This is a genomic window from Flavobacterium sp. Flavsp81, assembly GCF_059491325.1.
In genome coordinates this window covers 4,312,288-4,327,774 of record NZ_CP168505.1, presented here as the reverse complement: position 1 = coordinate 4,327,774, position 15,487 = coordinate 4,312,288, and the positions used below count along the sequence as shown (strand labels likewise).

12 protein-coding genes are annotated in these 15,487 nt (G+C 34.1%); 6 read left to right on the top strand and 6 right to left on the bottom strand.

The features are described from left to right. Positions 1 to 69: 69 nt before the first annotated feature. Complete coding sequence (locus tag ACEN92_RS18235; RefSeq protein WP_495639755.1) at positions 70 to 3,588, bottom strand: molybdopterin-dependent oxidoreductase; 3,519 nt, start codon at positions 3,586 to 3,588, stop codon at positions 70 to 72. A gap of 189 nt (positions 3,589 to 3,777) precedes the next feature. On the opposite strand from ACEN92_RS18235, the gene ACEN92_RS18230 reads away from it, so the two are divergent. From ACEN92_RS18230 to ACEN92_RS18205, 6 genes are all read left to right on the top strand, one after another. Beyond that, positions 3,778 to 4,482: a Crp/Fnr family transcriptional regulator gene (locus tag ACEN92_RS18230; RefSeq protein ID WP_495639754.1), complete on the top strand. Its 705-nt coding sequence runs from the start codon at positions 3,778 to 3,780 to the stop codon at positions 4,480 to 4,482. 388 nt (positions 4,483 to 4,870) lie between these two features. Then, complete coding sequence (locus ACEN92_RS18225; protein ID WP_495639753.1) at positions 4,871 to 6,316, top strand: alginate export family protein; 1,446 nt, start codon at positions 4,871 to 4,873, stop codon at positions 6,314 to 6,316. A 32-nt stretch (positions 6,317 to 6,348) separates the two neighbouring features. Further along, the gene (locus ACEN92_RS18220) at positions 6,349 to 7,578 is read left to right on the top strand and encodes a CmpA/NrtA family ABC transporter substrate-binding protein (protein ID WP_495639752.1); all 1,230 of its coding nucleotides are present in this window, start codon (positions 6,349 to 6,351) and stop codon (positions 7,576 to 7,578) included. A gap of 134 nt (positions 7,579 to 7,712) precedes the next feature. Further along, positions 7,713 to 8,600 carry a nitrate ABC transporter permease gene (gene ntrB / locus ACEN92_RS18215; protein ID WP_495639751.1) on the top strand — a complete coding sequence of 296 codons (888 nt, stop codon included), beginning with the start codon at positions 7,713 to 7,715 and terminating at the stop codon, positions 8,598 to 8,600. 115 nt (positions 8,601 to 8,715) lie between these two features. Further along, on the top strand, positions 8,716 to 9,522 hold the full coding sequence (locus tag ACEN92_RS18210; protein ID WP_007803305.1) for an ABC transporter ATP-binding protein: 807 nt from the start codon (positions 8,716 to 8,718) through the stop codon (positions 9,520 to 9,522). Positions 9,523 to 9,552: 30 nt separating this feature from the next. Continuing rightward, on the top strand, positions 9,553 to 10,110 hold the full coding sequence (locus tag ACEN92_RS18205) for a chlorite dismutase family protein (protein ID WP_495639750.1): 558 nt from the start codon (positions 9,553 to 9,555) through the stop codon (positions 10,108 to 10,110). 201 nt (positions 10,111 to 10,311) lie between these two features. Here ACEN92_RS18205 and ACEN92_RS18200 read toward each other — a convergent pair whose 3' ends face one another. From ACEN92_RS18200 to ACEN92_RS18180, 5 genes are all read right to left on the bottom strand, one after another. Further along, positions 10,312 to 10,428, bottom strand: coding sequence for a T9SS type A sorting domain-containing protein (locus ACEN92_RS18200; RefSeq protein ID WP_495639749.1), 117 nt, complete (start codon positions 10,426 to 10,428; stop codon positions 10,312 to 10,314). A gap of 166 nt (positions 10,429 to 10,594) precedes the next feature. Continuing rightward, complete coding sequence (locus ACEN92_RS18195; protein WP_495639748.1) at positions 10,595 to 10,960, bottom strand: hypothetical protein; 366 nt, start codon at positions 10,958 to 10,960, stop codon at positions 10,595 to 10,597. Positions 10,961 to 11,469: 509 nt separating this feature from the next. Next, positions 11,470 to 12,855, bottom strand: coding sequence for a CmpA/NrtA family ABC transporter substrate-binding protein (locus ACEN92_RS18190; RefSeq protein WP_495639747.1), 1,386 nt, complete (start codon positions 12,853 to 12,855; stop codon positions 11,470 to 11,472). A 272-nt stretch (positions 12,856 to 13,127) separates the two neighbouring features. After that, complete coding sequence (locus ACEN92_RS18185) at positions 13,128 to 14,606, bottom strand: MFS transporter (protein ID WP_495639746.1); 1,479 nt, start codon at positions 14,604 to 14,606, stop codon at positions 13,128 to 13,130. A 102-nt stretch (positions 14,607 to 14,708) separates the two neighbouring features. After that, complete coding sequence (locus ACEN92_RS18180) at positions 14,709 to 15,368, bottom strand: response regulator (protein ID WP_495639745.1); 660 nt, start codon at positions 15,366 to 15,368, stop codon at positions 14,709 to 14,711. Positions 15,369 to 15,487: the final 119 nt, after the last annotated feature.

Genomic DNA, 15,487 nt, shown 5'->3' with positions numbered 1-15,487 from the left:
TCAAGTTTTTTTAGTTTCAGGTTCTATCCGCTCCAACAACTTGAAACGTGAAACCTGAAACAAAAGAAACTAAACCTTGCATTTTGCTAAAATTTCTTTGACTTCGGTTTTGCAGCTTCCGCAACCTAATCCGGCTCCTGTATTTTTACATAAATCAGTAAAATTACTCACCCCGCTTTTAATAGTTTCTTCTATATTTCCGGCTCCGACCTGACTGCAGGAACAAACTAGTTTTCCGAGAATCGGTTTAGCATTTGAACTTCCTCTAAGTAATGTATTTCGTTTATCCGACAATTCGATTTTGCTTTCAATCATCGTTTTAAATTCGGCAAACTCATTTTTATCTCCCATTAAAATCGCACCTACCAACAAGTCGTTTTTAACGATACATTTTTTGTAATAACGCTGTTTTAGATCGGCGAAAACAATTTCTTCATAAGAATCATCGTTTTCCGGAATTTCAATATCACCGATACTGCACAAATTAATATCTTCCAATTTCAGGATATTCATCAAAACAGAGCCTTTATAGTAACTGCTTATATCTCCTGCCAAAAAGTTCGCCAGAATATCGGCTTGCTCTTCTGCAGCTGATGTAATTCCGAATAATTTATTATCGAATTCAGCAATTTCTCCAATAGCATAAATATCAGGGTTTGATGATTGCAGATATTGATTAACTTTTACACCACGACCACAGGCAAGTCCTGTTTCACGTGCGATTTCGATATTCGGAACTGTTCCGATAGTATACACAATAGCGTTTGCAGTGATGATTCTTCCACTTTTCAGGGCGATTTCTATTTCATTAGGATTATCCGTTTCAAAAACGGTACTGACTTCATTATCAAAATAAATCTGAATATCACGAAGCTGTACTTCTTCTGCCAATAATTTACTTGAAACCAAGTCCAACTGACGTTCCATTAATCGGGAAGCTCTTTGAACTATCGTCGTTTTTATTTTTTTATGTTTTAAAGCCGCAGCTAATTCTAATCCTAATAAACCTCCACCAATAATTACTACGTGCTGCTCTTCCGGAGGCAAATTGGTATTGTCCAGATGTTTTTTCAAACGATCGGCATCTTCTTTTCGTCTGACTGTAAAACGTCCGGGTAAATGTAATTGTGCATTTTCCGGGACAAAAGGACGGCTTCCTGTAGCTAAAATCAAGGAATCAAAAGTATGGACATCGCCTAAGCTGTCTATTATTGTTTTTTCTTTCGCATTTATTTTTCCAATAGCTACGCCGGCATTCATCGTAATTTTCAACTTACTTAATCCTTCTCCGTCTTTTACTTTTAGCAATTGCTCCCATGTAAATTCGCCTGTCATATATTCAGGAAGTAATACACGATTATAAAATGGATTTATTTCGTTTGAAAATACTACTATTTCATCTGTAGAGTTAAATTCGCGATAGTTTTGAATGAAACGGAATGCTGCAGCACCTGCTCCTACAATAGCAATCTTTTGAAAAGGTTTTACATATTTGGTAATCGCAACCGTAGTATATTTAAAATCAGGCTCTTTTGAAATCGGATCAACAATCGTATTGGTTAAATTATTGGTTCTGTTTAAATCATTTTCAAGTTGTTTTCCCCAATGCATTGGTAAAAAGACCACTTTTTCCTTAATAGAATCTGTAACTTTTGCCTTAACACGAACTTCACCGTTTTTACTTGTTACAATAACAATATCACCATCTTTAATCTCTGATTTAAAGGCATCAATTGGATTTATCTCTAATACCGGACTTGGTGTATGTGTCATCAATCTTGACACCTTTCCGGTTTTTGTCATGGTATGCCATTGGTCACGAACCCTTCCTGTGGTAAGGATAAATGGAAATTGCGGACTTGGCGGCTCTGACGTATTTTCAATAGCTGTCGGTAAATTGAAAATCGCTTTTTGTGATGGTGTATAGAATTTTTTATCGGTAAAAAGACGAGGTGTACCCGGATGTCCGTAATCCGGAACCGGCCATTGAAAAGTACCTTCGGTTTTTAAGCGGTTATAATTTAGATATGAAATATCAATGTTGGTGTTTTTGGTCAGCGCACAGTGCTCTTTATAAATTTCCTCGGCATTATTAAAATTAAAACCATTGAAATTCATTTTTTTAGCGAACCTAATCAGGATTTCGATATCCGAAAGTGCTTCTCCGGGAGCATTTATCCCTTTTGGCAAATACGAAATACGACGCTCAGAGTTGGTCATCGTACCATCTTTTTCTAACCAACCCGCAGCAGGCAATAATAAATCGGCATATTTAGCTGTATCAGCATTATGTGAAATATCCTGAACTACAACAAATTTAGCATTTTGTAATGCTTTTTCAATACGACGGGAATCAGGCAAACTTACTAACGGATTGGTGCAGATTATCCAAACAGCTTTCATTTTACCTGATTCCAGTGCTTCAAACATTTCGGTTGCCGTTAAACCCGGTTTGTCTGATATTGAATCAACTCCCCAAAAATCAGCTACTTCTTTTCGGTGTTCGGGATTAGCAATGTCTTTATGAGCAGCAAGCAAAGTTGCCATTCCGCCCACTTCTCGCCCACCCATCGCATTTGGCTGACCTGTTAACGAAAACGGTCCTGAACCCGGCTTCCCTACTTGTCCCGTTAATAAGGACAAATTCAATAAAGCTGTATTTTTATCTACTCCAACCGCACTTTGGTTAAGTCCCATTGCCCAAAGTGAAATAAATCCTTTGGCTTTTCCAATAGTATCTGCTGCCAGTTTAATATCGTTTACGGAAACTCCACATAACTTTGAAGCTTTTTCAAGCGAAGTTCCTAAAACTAAATCTTTATATTCTTTAAAATTTTCGGCATGATTTTTTACAAAATCGTGATCCACATATCCTTTTTCGATAATGCGTTTTGCCATCGCATGATACAAAATAATATCAGAGCCCGGAATAATCTGCAGGTGCAAATCGGCAAAAGCTGCCGTATCCGTTCTTCTTGGATCAATAACGATAATTTTTACTCTGGGATTATTCTCTTTGTGTTTCTCGATTCTTCTAAATAAAATCGGATGACACCATGCAGGGTTTGCCCCTGTAATTAAAAAAGTATCTGCCAGTTCGATATCATCATATGCAATTGGCACAGAATCCTCACCAAATGTCTTTTTATATCCAACTACAGCCGAACTCATGCAAAGTCTGGAATTGGTATCGATATTATTAGTCTTTAAAAAACCTTTTACTAATTTATTTACCAAATAATATTCTTCCGTCAAACACTGGCCTGAAATATAAAAACCTACACTATCCGGTCCGTGTTTTTTTATTATAGAAGAAAAAACTGCTGCAGCACGGTCAATCGCAGTATCCCAGGTTACTCGTTCCAAAGGATACGTTTTACTTCCGCGCATTTGTGGATAAAGAATCCTGTCTGAAGTATCGTTGACTACATAATGCAAATTCATTCCTTTAGAGCACAACATCCCTTTATTTACAGGATGGTCTTTGTCCCCTTCAACCATTACACCATTCTTCGCATCATTTGTAACGATAATTCCGCAGCCAACGCCACAATATGAACAGGTAGTTTTGATTTTTGTACTTTGCATTCTAGTTATCTTTTAAATACTACAATTATAATCTTTTGATAAGGATCGGGAAAGACACTTATGTAAAGCTATACAAAAATAAGTATTTTTACGTATAAATACGTATTTTATCAATTTATTTTTATATTTTTGATTCAAAATAAATAAGGAACGGTAAATTCATTTGTAAATCATATAAAAAATTGTCCTATGAAAGAAGAATTGGCTATTTGCTATACGTGTACAAATGAAAATTGTTTCATAAAAAAACACTTACATTTGGAGCAAATGAAACAATATGTGTCAAAAAAGCACAGTTTTATTTGCAAAAAATCTCATCAGTTTATTATTGAAGGTGCTCCTATTCAGGGACTTTATTTTATTTGTAAAGGAAAAGTAAAAACTGTAAAAACAGGTATCAATGGCCGTGAACAAATTGTACGGCTAACCAAAAACGGAGATACAATCGGCTTTAGGGGTTTTGGAACCAGTAAGCGATATTTAATCGGTGCATATGCCCTGGAGGACACTCTCTTATGCAATTTCAGCAATGAAACAATGATGGAAATCCTTAAAAATGTTCCGGAATTTACGTATGATTTAATGCTGTTTTATGCTGATGAACTTAATAAAAGCGAAAACAATATTCGGAAAATTGCACACATGAATGTTCGTGAACGCGTGATTGACGTACTCCTATATATTCATCGCAAATTTGGACAAAGCAATGGTTTAATAGAAATCGAACTTTCCCGAAAAGAAATAGCTGATTTTGCAGGAACAACTGAGGAACAGGTAATTCGCGTACTTTCAAGCCTTAAAAAAGAAGCCCTTATAAAAACCGTTGGAAAAAGAATTGGCTTATTGGTTCTTCCTAAATTACAGTCTGAAATTATGGAGCATAAATATTTTTAAAGAATTTTCGGCCTTCCAAATACCTTTATATAATCTTCTCTTTCATTTAAGAATCTTTCCTGCTTCAAACAGGCACTTAGATGTATCTCTACGTATATTTTCAAATTTATTTTGATCTTTTTCTTCTAAAAACCACTTAAAAAGATCTGTTTTCCTTTTATAAAATTTTATTTCCTTTTCGAATGTTAGTCTACGTATAAAAAGGCAGCATTCAAAAACCCCTTATTTTACTGTATAAATTTTAAAATTCATGCGATAACGCAGTTTTTAAATTGATTTTAAAACGTTTTTTTCAGGTAAAAAAAAATGTTTGAACATGGCATAAACATAATACTTAAGTATTAATACGTATGTAAGTTTGCTTCATACTAATCCAAAAACAAATATCATGTCAAAATTAACCAATTTTACACTAATGAATCAAAACTTAAAAAAAGGAGGCGCTTTTAATTTGAAGCTTTCAAAATCAATTTTATTAGGATTTGCCATTACATGCCTGACACAATATGAAGCCAAAGCACAATTTACGGCTACAGGTCAAATAAGAAATCGTGTTGAAGTACGTGCCGGACAAGGAACCTTACAAAAAGAAGGGGATAAAGCAGCCTTATTTTCAAGTCAAAGAACAAGATTAAATTTAGGGTACACAGGATACAGGTTCAAAATTTTTACAGCCTTGCAGGATGTGAGAGTTTGGGGACAGGATGCTTCTTCAATCAACAGAACAACTACAGAAGCGAATAATGGTCTTTTACTGCATGAAGCATGGGCTGAGGTTTCATTAATAGACACACTAAGTACTATTCAGAACTTATCTATAAAAGCAGGACGCCAGGAAATTGCTTATGATGACCAGAAAGTTTTAGGAAGCTTAGATTGGTTACAACAAGGAAGACGTCATGATGCAGTCGTTTTTAAATTTGCAAATAAAGGCTGGACTGTAGATGTTGGAGCTGCTTTTAATCAAAATAAAGAGAACAATACCGGTACAATTTATAATGGTACTAACCCTGCATATGGCGCCGGAACAAACGGAATTGGAACAATGTACAAATCATTTCAATATGCTTATGTAGGTAAAAAGTTCTTCTTTGGTGATTTATCTTTCTTATTCTTCAAAGATGATTTTAACAAATACAGAATGGTAACTTCAGGAACACCAGCCGTAACAACTAAAGTAAATGGAGAAGGAACCTGGAACAGAAATACTGCAGGGATTTATTTTAATACTAACATAACCCGAAAATTAAATTTCACAGGAAGCGCTTATCATCAAAGCAGCCATGATAAAGACGGAAAAGCTTTAAATGCTAATATGGCCTCAATTACATCAACTTTACAAATTGGAAGAAAATTATTTGTTGGTCCCGGAATTGATTATCTATCTGGTGATGATGGAACTAAAACTACTAATTCTGAAAATAATCGTTTTGATCCTTTATACGGAACACCGCACAAATTCTGGGGAAGTATGGATTATTTTTATGCAGCCAACGGTTTTGGAAAACAAGGATTGCTTAATTACTTCTTTAAAATGAAATACAATGCCAAAGACAATCTAAGTTTACTTTTAGACATCCACGGTTTTGAAGCTGCCAATACATTATCTAATGGTGCAGGTGGAGAACTAAGCTCTTATTTAGGAACTGAAATCGATTTACAGGTAAAATACAATCTAACAAAAATCATCAATATCGAAGCTGGTTATTCAATCATGAAAGCAACTAATTCTATGGCTTCTGCAGCTGTTAAAAATGTGACAAATGCTGATTTAACTCCACAATTTGCTTATGTGATGCTAAACATCAAACCAAATTTCCTTGCTAAGAAATAATTAAAAAAAATAAACTTTTAAAACTATCTAAAATGAAAAAATCACTTTTACATACAACTAAGATTTTTAAAACATCTTTATTGGCTTTGTTACTGGTTCTGGTTGCTTCTTTTTCGGAAATAACAGCACAGAATGATCCCGTAAAACTCGGATTTATTCCGCTAACAGATTGCTCCCCAATCGTAATGGCAAAAGAATTGGGATTGTTCAAAAAATACGGCGTTGAAGTCGTAGTTACAAAAGAATCTTCATGGGCAAATGTTCGTGATAAAATTTTAACCGGAGAATTAGACGGAGCGCACTGTCTGTATTCTATGCCATTCTCGGTTTACACAGGGGTAGGAGGAAAAGCAGGTTCTGAAATGAAAATCGCCATGATGCTAAACGTAAATGGTCAGGCTATTACACTTTCAAAAGATTTTTGTGGAAAAGTAGGCTTCAAACAAATGAATAAAGTTGCACCGGTTGTAGCAGCAAAATTAAAAGCCGAAAAAGAAGTAACTTTTGCAATGACTTTCCCCGGAGGAACACACGATTTATGGTTGCGTAACTGGATGGCAATTGCAGGTGTGAGTCAAAAAACATCTAAAATCATTACAATTCCGCCTCCGCAAATGGTAGCCAACATGAAAGTTGGCAACATGGATGGGTTTTGTGTTGGAGAGCCTTGGGGTGGTGTTGCTGTAAAACAGGGAATTGGATTTACCCAGGTTGCTTCACAAGATATCTGGAAAGACCATCCTGAAAAAGCATTGGTTGTTAATAAAGAGTTTAGTGAAAAACGCAGAACTGATCTTGTAAAAGTAATGAAAGCAGTTTTAGAAGCTTGTATCTGGTTGGACAATCCTGCAAATCGTAAAAAAGCAGCCGCTATAATCGGAAAAGCACCTTATGTAAATGCTCCTGCAGATGTCATCGAAAACAGATTAATGGGTAATTACGATTTAGGCTGTAATCAGGGAACTGAAATTTATGACAAGGATTATATGCTTTTTTATAAAGGCGGAACGGTAAATTATCCTCGTAAATCATACGCAATTTGGGCAATGGCACAATATGTTAGATTCGGTATGCTAAAAGAAGCACCAGATTATAAAGCAATTGCAGACAAATTGATTTTACAGGATCTATACGAAGACGTAGCCAAAAGCTTAAAAGTAAAAATCCCAAATGATGATATGAAACCATTTTCATTAACAATGGACAAAACGGTTTTTGACCCTTCAAATCCGGCAGCTTATTTAAAAGCAGTTAAAAAATAAAGTTCTTTACTTTCCGTACATAAGTTTATTTACACCACAGATTTTAATTTCTAAAAATCTTTAATCTGTGGTAAAATTAATTTTCTTATTCGTTACGGTATTCAAAAAAAAAAATCAAATTAAATCATAATGCCATGTCAGATAAAGATACATTAACATTAAGTGCTATTTCCAGTCAAGCTGAAGTTTTGACTCCCGGCACTACCAACGACTCTGTAAAAAGCGACAAATTCAAATTAATAATCAGCGCATTTACAGCAAAACTAAAATCGACTGTATTAGCAGGAATTGGAGTCTTAATATTCATAGGTTTTTGGAGTTTACTCAGCCTTTATACCAAAGATGCACTTCCAGGACCTTTAGCCACTTTTAAGGTTCTGAAAGAAATGTTAAGCGATCCGTTTTATGATTATGGCCCGAATGATAAAGGAATCGGATTGCAATTGTTTAATTCAATAAAAACTGTTTTATCCGGATTTTTATTAGGATCCTTAGTAGCTATTCCAATTGGTATTTTGATGGGAGCCAGTACTTTTTGCAAACAAATTTTCTATCCGATTGTGCAGCTTTTAAAACCGGTTTCGCCTTTGGCATGGTTCCCAATCGGACTGGTTGTTTTTAAAGATACAGGAATGGCGACTATTTTTATTGTATTCATTACATCACTCTGGTCAACTTTGATCAATACTTCTTTTGGAGTTGCTTCAATTCCGCAAGATCATAAGAATGTAGCAAAAGCTTTCGGCTTTTCTAAAATGCGTTATCTGACCAAAATTTTAATACCGTATAGTTTACCACATATAATTACAGGATTGCGTTTAAGTATTAGTGTTGCCTGGCTGGTTATTGTTGCCGGAGAAATGCTTTCGGGAGGAGCAGGAATTGGATTTTTTGTTTGGGACAGCTGGAATGCCCTTAGTTTAGAAAAAGTAATTTCGGCAATTATTATTATCGGAATTGTTGGATTGCTATTTGACAAATTCTTCACTTTTATTGAGAACAAAGTAGCTTATAAAGCGTAAAAGAAAGTTACTGAGTTTCTAAGTGGCTGAGATTCTAAGTTTTTTGAAAGCTTAAAACTTAACATAAAGCTGAAACTTCCAACAATCTAAAATCAACAATCTAAAATTAAACATCATGAGTTATTTAGAAATAAAAAATTTAGAAATATCATTCCCAACACCAAAAGGAAAATATATTGCAGTTCAGGACATCAATTTGTCCATTCAAAAAGGAGAGATTATTTCGATTATCGGACATTCAGGTTGTGGAAAATCGACTATCATGAATGCTATTGGCGGAATGTTAACTCCAACGGGAGGAACAGTTGAATTGGCCAATGAAAAAATAAAAGGTCCGGGACCTGACCGTGGAATCGTTTTTCAAAATTATTCGCTTTTGCCTTGGTTAACTGTTGAAGAGAATATTTTTCAGGCTGTTGATTCGGTAATGAATTGCTCTAAAAAAGAAAAGCATGAAATTGTGATTGAGAACCTTAAAATGGTTAATTTATTTGAACATAAAGACAAATTACCTGGGCAGCTTTCCGGCGGAATGAAACAGCGTGTTGCTATTGCAAGAGCTTTTGCCATAAATCCGGGTGTACTGCTTTTAGATGAACCGTTTGGTGCTTTGGATGCTTTAACAAAAGGTTCAATGCAATTGGAAGTTCTAAAATTATGGAACTTAAACAACCGCGAAAAAACCATTGTTATGATAACGCATGATATCGAAGAAGCGTTGTTTTTATCTGACAGAGTTGTGGTTTTGAATAACGGTCCTGCATCAACAATCAAAGAAATTGTAGAAGTACATCTGCCAAGACCAAGAAATAAAATTGAAATCGTAAAAATGCCTGAATATATTGCCCTGAGAGATAAATTATTGCATTTATTGACAGATAAATTCTCCATTGAAGATATGGGAATGGTCTATAAAAGCTAGTTTCCAAATCAACAATTAAATCCGGAAACTATGACAAATACAATTTTTGATTTCGTTGGAGACAATTATGGCGAATGGGAAGTTACTTCAATGACTGCTCTTAAAGGCAATCCTATAGAATCGGTTTCCCATTTGACTAAAGTTCCTCAAAGCGATTTGATTCAATCTAAAACAGGGATTTGGTCTTTTAAAGGAATCATCAGCAATTTGCGTTACACCGAAAAAGAAGAGAAAGACAAATTAACTGCCCTTCAGGAAGATCTTGGCAGAAAAAATTCTACCCTTGCAGCCTTTATTCCGATTCAAAAATCAGAAGTCTGGTGGAATCTGGCTCAGGACGAACGCAGAAAAATAATGGAAAGCAAATCACAGCATACACAAACCGGGATGAAATACCTGCCTGCTATTGCCCGAAAATTATTTCATTCCAGGGATATTGGCGGAGCATTTGATTTTTTGACATGGTTTGAATATGCTCCTGCCTATGCTGATGCTTTCGAAGAGCTTCTGGATTCGCTACGAAAAACAGAAGAATGGACGTATGTTAATAGAGAAATTGATATTCGTTTAAAAAAAGCACAGTTATAATTGAAATTGTTTTTGATTAGATTTCAATGACTGAAAATCATACTGCATAACAGACATATTTTTTTCTAAGATATGGGAATAGTCGATAAAAATTAATTTAGTTATTTAGTTTAGTATGGTGGAGACGCACAATTGTGCGTCTCTATTCGTTTTTATTTTGTCCTCTTAATTTAGATTCTACTTCTACATACCTTATTAAATTTACTCGACTATAATTTTTTTGACAATAGTTGTTCCTTCGCTTTCCAGATAGATGTAATAAATGCCATCTGGCGAACCAGTTAAATTAATAGTGTTATGATTTTGAATTATTAGCAAATCTTGTCGTTTTTATTAATTTCCTAAGTACATCATACACAGTTGCTTTTTCAAGAGTACTATTGCCAATGTTTATTTCTCCTATATTGCAATTTCAAGCTATGAGTTTCATTAGATTAAATATTATATGCAATTTAGATTAAATATCGCTTGGTACATTTTAATCTCAACCAACAAGTGTTGTTATACCACTATTTACGTCAATTTCTGCAAAATTATGTTTTCCGATAACGATAAGTAGTTTGTTTGTGTTATATCCTACATATCTTATTTGAGGTTCTCCCACTTTTGGTTTTCCGCAAACAGAAATTACATTTGTTTGCCATTTCAATTTGCTCCTTTTGTAGGCAGATATTGTTTGTAGATCGTTTTCAACATAATAAATAATGTTGTTTTTTTTAATTCCTCTTTTTTGTGTTTTTGCAAAATTTATTTCTGAGTTTTTTGAAATTAAAGCATCATTGAATTTTTCGGCAATATCAGTTTGAGTTACAAAAAAGGTTACCATAGATAATTTTAAAAATTGTTTCATTAGGATAGAATTTGGGTTCATAATCGTTTCAAATATAACTAATTAAAACATATAATACGTTTTCTGTAAGTCAAAAAAAAACACCCTTTATGAAATAAGTAAAAGGGTAAAATATATGAGCTAATCTTAAGGAAAACTATTTTTCCAGCTAAAAATTCCTGAATTCATAGAAATAACATATGTAACTAATCCTTATTCCTATTTTAAACCTTTTTAATACATTCCAGAAGATAAAATAACAGGAATAAACTATATTCTATACATTTGGCATTTCTTAAAATAATATTTTACTCATGAAAATAAATTACTCTTGTTTCTGATGTACTTGGGAAATTAATAAAAACTGCAAGGTTCGTTAAGCGGTATTTATTACATTTATCTGGAAACCAAAGGAACAACTACTGTTAAAAAAGTTATATTGAAGTAAAAAAAATCCGCATTACTTTAAATAGTTTTAAAGTAATGCGGATTTTCAGCTATTTCTTCCTTTTAAGACTAAAACAACGCAACTAATCCTTAATTCCAATTTTAAACCCTTTGATATATTCTACAGGTTTTTTCCCATCATAAAGCATGTTATCAATAAACTCGGTAGTAGCAGGTTTATAGCCATCTGTTACGGGAATTTCTGCTTTTGTCAAAAAACCTTCTTCCAGTAATATTTTTGCTGCACTCATCCAAATTTCAGGTTTATAAATCTCTTTGATTTTAGCATGATACCAGTCATTTGTTTTTGGTTCTGCAATTTGTCCCCAGCGTTTCATTTGCGTCAAAAACCAAATTCCGTCCGAATAATACGGATACGTTGCATTATATCTAAAAAACACATTGAAATCAGGAATAGATCTTACATCTCCTTTTTCAAATTCGAATGTTCCCAACATCGAATTATCTATCACTCTTTTTTCTCCATCAACATAAGCCGATTTTGATAAAATACGGGTTGCTTCTTTTCTATTAAGAGGATCGTCCAGCCATTTTCCCGCCTTAATCAGGGCTTTTGTAATAGCAATAGCTGTATTTGGGTATTTCTCTACAAATGCCTTAGTCATAACAAATACTTTTTCGGGATGATTTTTCCAAATTTCTTTACTTGTTATGATTGGCACTCCGATTCCCTGATCAACAGCCTGCTGATTCCAGGGTTCTCCTACACAATAAGCATTTATGGTTCCTGCCTGCAATGTTTCCGGCATTTGCGGTGGTGCCGTTATGTTTAACAATACATCTCCGCCGATAGTTCCTTTATTTCCCTGAATATTATTATTACTATAAAAACCTGGGTTAATTCCGCCGGCAGCAAGCCAGTAACGCAACTGGTAATTATGATTAGAATAGGGAGAAACAACTCCAATTACAAAAGGCTTATTTAATTTTTTGTAAATATGCAAGGCTGGCATCAAAGCATTTGCAGGTATCGGATGTACAGGTCTTCCATATTCCTGTGGAATACTGTCAACAATTTTTGACCAGACATCTTTTGATACTGTGATCGCATTACCATTCAAATCCATAGAAAAAGGAGTAACCAAAGCACCCTGACGTCCACAGCCAATTGCTGCAGCTATTGGCTGTCCTGCCAGCATTTGTGCGCCATCTATCTGCTCATCTATTACTTTATCTAAAATATCCCTCCAATTGGCCTGTACTTCCAGTTTTACATTCAACCCTTCAGCTTCAAAAAAACCAAGATGTTTAGCAATTGCCAAAGGAGCCATGTCTGTAAGTTTAATAAATCCTATAGTTATATTAGGTTTTTCTAAAACTAATCTTTTGGTTGGAGGATCTGTTATTTTAGTTTTAAAAAAAGTTTTGTTTGCATTTTCCCCTTTAAAACTAAAAATAACAAAGGATATCATGATAAGCAAAGAGAGTTTGAGTAATATTGATTTCATACTGGCTGATATTTATGGTTAATAATAATTTTATGGATTTTTTCACTTGCAATAAAAAGTGAAGAATTGTAAATCATTCCCTGTATGAAAAAATAATCGTATTCATATAAACAACTACAATAATCGTTAAGCAAATAATTTTTACAAAAAAGAGTTTATGAAATTAATCAAAAACTCTTTTTCGGATTCCTTTTAATCACTGTTAAAAGGGAAAATTAGAACAGTTTTGGCTTTAGCCTAATTCAAATAACTAAAATTAAAAATATTATAATTTATTGTCTGTCAATTACTTTAGACAAAACAGGTTGCTTTTCGTTCATGATTTTGGTGATGGTGTAATGCATCCAAATCAAACAAATAATTGAGAATATCAAAATAAATATCCAGGAACTTGACCAGATTCCGGTTGCAGTTAATAAGTAACCAAAAATAATTGGTCCGAAGAAACCGCCCAAACCACCAATCATACCTACCATTCCTCCTACTACACCCACTTCTGTCGGGAAATATTCAGGAATATGTTTGTAAACTGCCGCTTTTCCTATTCCCCATGAAATTCCAATTAGAATCACCAACACTAAGAAAACCCACATATTGGCATCAAATTTAATTACGGTAATTCCTTTCGCAAGCAATTCTTTTTTCTTTACCGGCTGATTTTGTTCAACTACAACTTGCTGCCATGATGTGCTGGTTGGAAAAATAGTACTTCCTGCATTGTTTTCCTTTTTCTGAGCTACCGCAAAATCAGTCTCTCCGATTTTAACATTTTCATTTGAAACCGAAGTCACGATTCCTTTTTTAGTAGCCAGAACGCCAGGGCCTGTAGTTGTAATTTCCATTTTCGGAACCATCAGTAAAGCACTTAAAACTACTGATGAGCTCAATACCCAGTACATTACTTTTCTGGCACCGTATTTATCTGACAAATACCCCCCAAAAGCCCTGATTACACCAGATGGCAAACTAAACATAGTAGCAAATAACCCACCCATTACCAAACTGGTTTGATAAACATTCATAAAATTTGGCAAAAGCCATTGTGAATAAGCCACAAAACATCCGAAAACTAAAAAGTAGTAAGCACCAAAACGCCAAACTCTGGCAGATTTTAAAGATTGAAGCATCTGCGAAACAGATTTTGTATTATTTTCTATTTTTTTATTTTTTGCAAATATTAAAAAGGCAAGTCCAATAACAACCAATGCTACAGCATAAATAACAGGAAGTATTTTCCAGCCATTTTGCGGATCTTCTATAGAAAAATGATTTAATAATGAAGGAGCTAAAAAAGTAGTGATTGCAGCACCTGCATTACCCATTCCGAAAATTCCTAAAGCACGCCCCTGCCATTCTTTTGGGTACCAGATCGAAGTATATCCAATTCCGACAGCGAAACTGGTTCCTACCATACCAAACAAAAAGCTCAATAAGGCAAACATTCCGAAGCTATCTGCAAAAGGCAATAAAAACAATGGAATTGAGCAAAGTAACAGTAATAATGAAAACACATACTTCCCACCAAATTTATCTGTAAGCATACCTATTGGTAAACGCATTATTGAACCGGTAAGAATAGGAATTCCGAGTAACCAGCCAACCTGAACAACGCTCCAGTGAAAGATACCGTTATCTACTAAAAAGGTTACTAAAACCCCGTTTAAAGTCCAACATGCAAAACACACTGTAAAAGCCAGTGTATTTAAAAATAAAATCTTGTGTGATTGAGATAATGAATTTGAATTTTCCATGATACTTATATTTTTTTTGGTAAAAATAAGTACTATGACGTAGTTAAAAACTGCGAAAACGCAGTTTTATAAAAATAATTACGTAATTATACGTAGAATCATTTATAATAAGGAAAATTCAGCTGCTTTATTGGAAAGTTCCATCAAATTTTTGACTTTTAGCTTTTTCATTAAGTTAAAACGATGTACTTCTGCAGTACGTTTACTAATCTCTAAAGCCTCAGCAATTTCTTTATTTCCTTTTCCGGATAATAAAAGTGTCAAAATTTCTTTTTCTCTTTTTGTAATCATCATTTCTTCACCAAAATTTTGTTTTGGCTCGGCAGAAAGTGATGTACTGGTTAACTGACCTATTAATATCGAAGAAATATCACCACTAAAATATTTCCCGCCGTTAGCAATGGTATGCAAAGCTTTCAAAAATTCATCTTTACTGGAACCTTTTAATAAGTACCCGTCGGCACCGGCTTTTATAGATTTTAACACATATTCTTCTGACTCATGCATTGAAAGCATGATGATTTTCACATTGTTATTATCAGCTCTAAGTCTTTCTACTACTTCGATGCCTGTTAAGTTAGGCATACGAATATCTACTATAAGTAAATCAGGTTTCTTGTCGGCAACAACTTCAAGTGCATCTGCACCATCAATCGCTTCACCAACAACCTCAATGTTTGCTTCATTTTCAAGTAAAGATTTGATCCCGTCTCTTACAAAAACATGATCATCTGCCAATACAACACGAATAATATCACTCATATATTACTTAATTTTGATTCTAAAATTTTACGTATATTCATCTATAAGGAACTGCTAAGATACGTAATTTTTAAATTTAATTTCAATAGCAAAATTCAATTTCAATAACAAACAAAAAA

What these genes read in the sequence shown, in the direction of transcription:
- ACEN92_RS18220 (WP_495639752.1), top strand. Translation starts at nt 6,349, where the DNA reads ATGAAAAAATCACTTTTACATACAACTAAGATTTTTAAAACATCTTTA.
- ACEN92_RS18210 (WP_007803305.1), top strand. Translation starts at nt 8,716, where the DNA reads ATGAGTTATTTAGAAATAAAAAATTTAGAAATATCATTCCCAACACCA.
- ntrB (WP_495639751.1), top strand. Translation starts at nt 7,713, where the DNA reads ATGTCAGATAAAGATACATTAACATTAAGTGCTATTTCCAGTCAAGCT.
- ACEN92_RS18230 (WP_495639754.1), top strand. Translation starts at nt 3,778, where the DNA reads ATGAAAGAAGAATTGGCTATTTGCTATACGTGTACAAATGAAAATTGT.
- ACEN92_RS18205 (WP_495639750.1), top strand. Translation starts at nt 9,553, where the DNA reads ATGACAAATACAATTTTTGATTTCGTTGGAGACAATTATGGCGAATGG.
- ACEN92_RS18235 (WP_495639755.1), bottom strand. Translation starts at nt 3,588, where the DNA reads ATGCAAAGTACAAAAATCAAAACTACCTGTTCATATTGTGGCGTTGGC.
- ACEN92_RS18225 (WP_495639753.1), top strand. Translation starts at nt 4,871, where the DNA reads ATGTCAAAATTAACCAATTTTACACTAATGAATCAAAACTTAAAAAAA.
- ACEN92_RS18190 (WP_495639747.1), bottom strand. Translation starts at nt 12,855, where the DNA reads ATGAAATCAATATTACTCAAACTCTCTTTGCTTATCATGATATCCTTT.
- ACEN92_RS18180 (WP_495639745.1), bottom strand. Translation starts at nt 15,368, where the DNA reads ATGAGTGATATTATTCGTGTTGTATTGGCAGATGATCATGTTTTTGTA.
- ACEN92_RS18195 (WP_495639748.1), bottom strand. Translation starts at nt 10,960, where the DNA reads ATGAAACAATTTTTAAAATTATCTATGGTAACCTTTTTTGTAACTCAA.
- ACEN92_RS18185 (WP_495639746.1), bottom strand. Translation starts at nt 14,606, where the DNA reads ATGGAAAATTCAAATTCATTATCTCAATCACACAAGATTTTATTTTTA.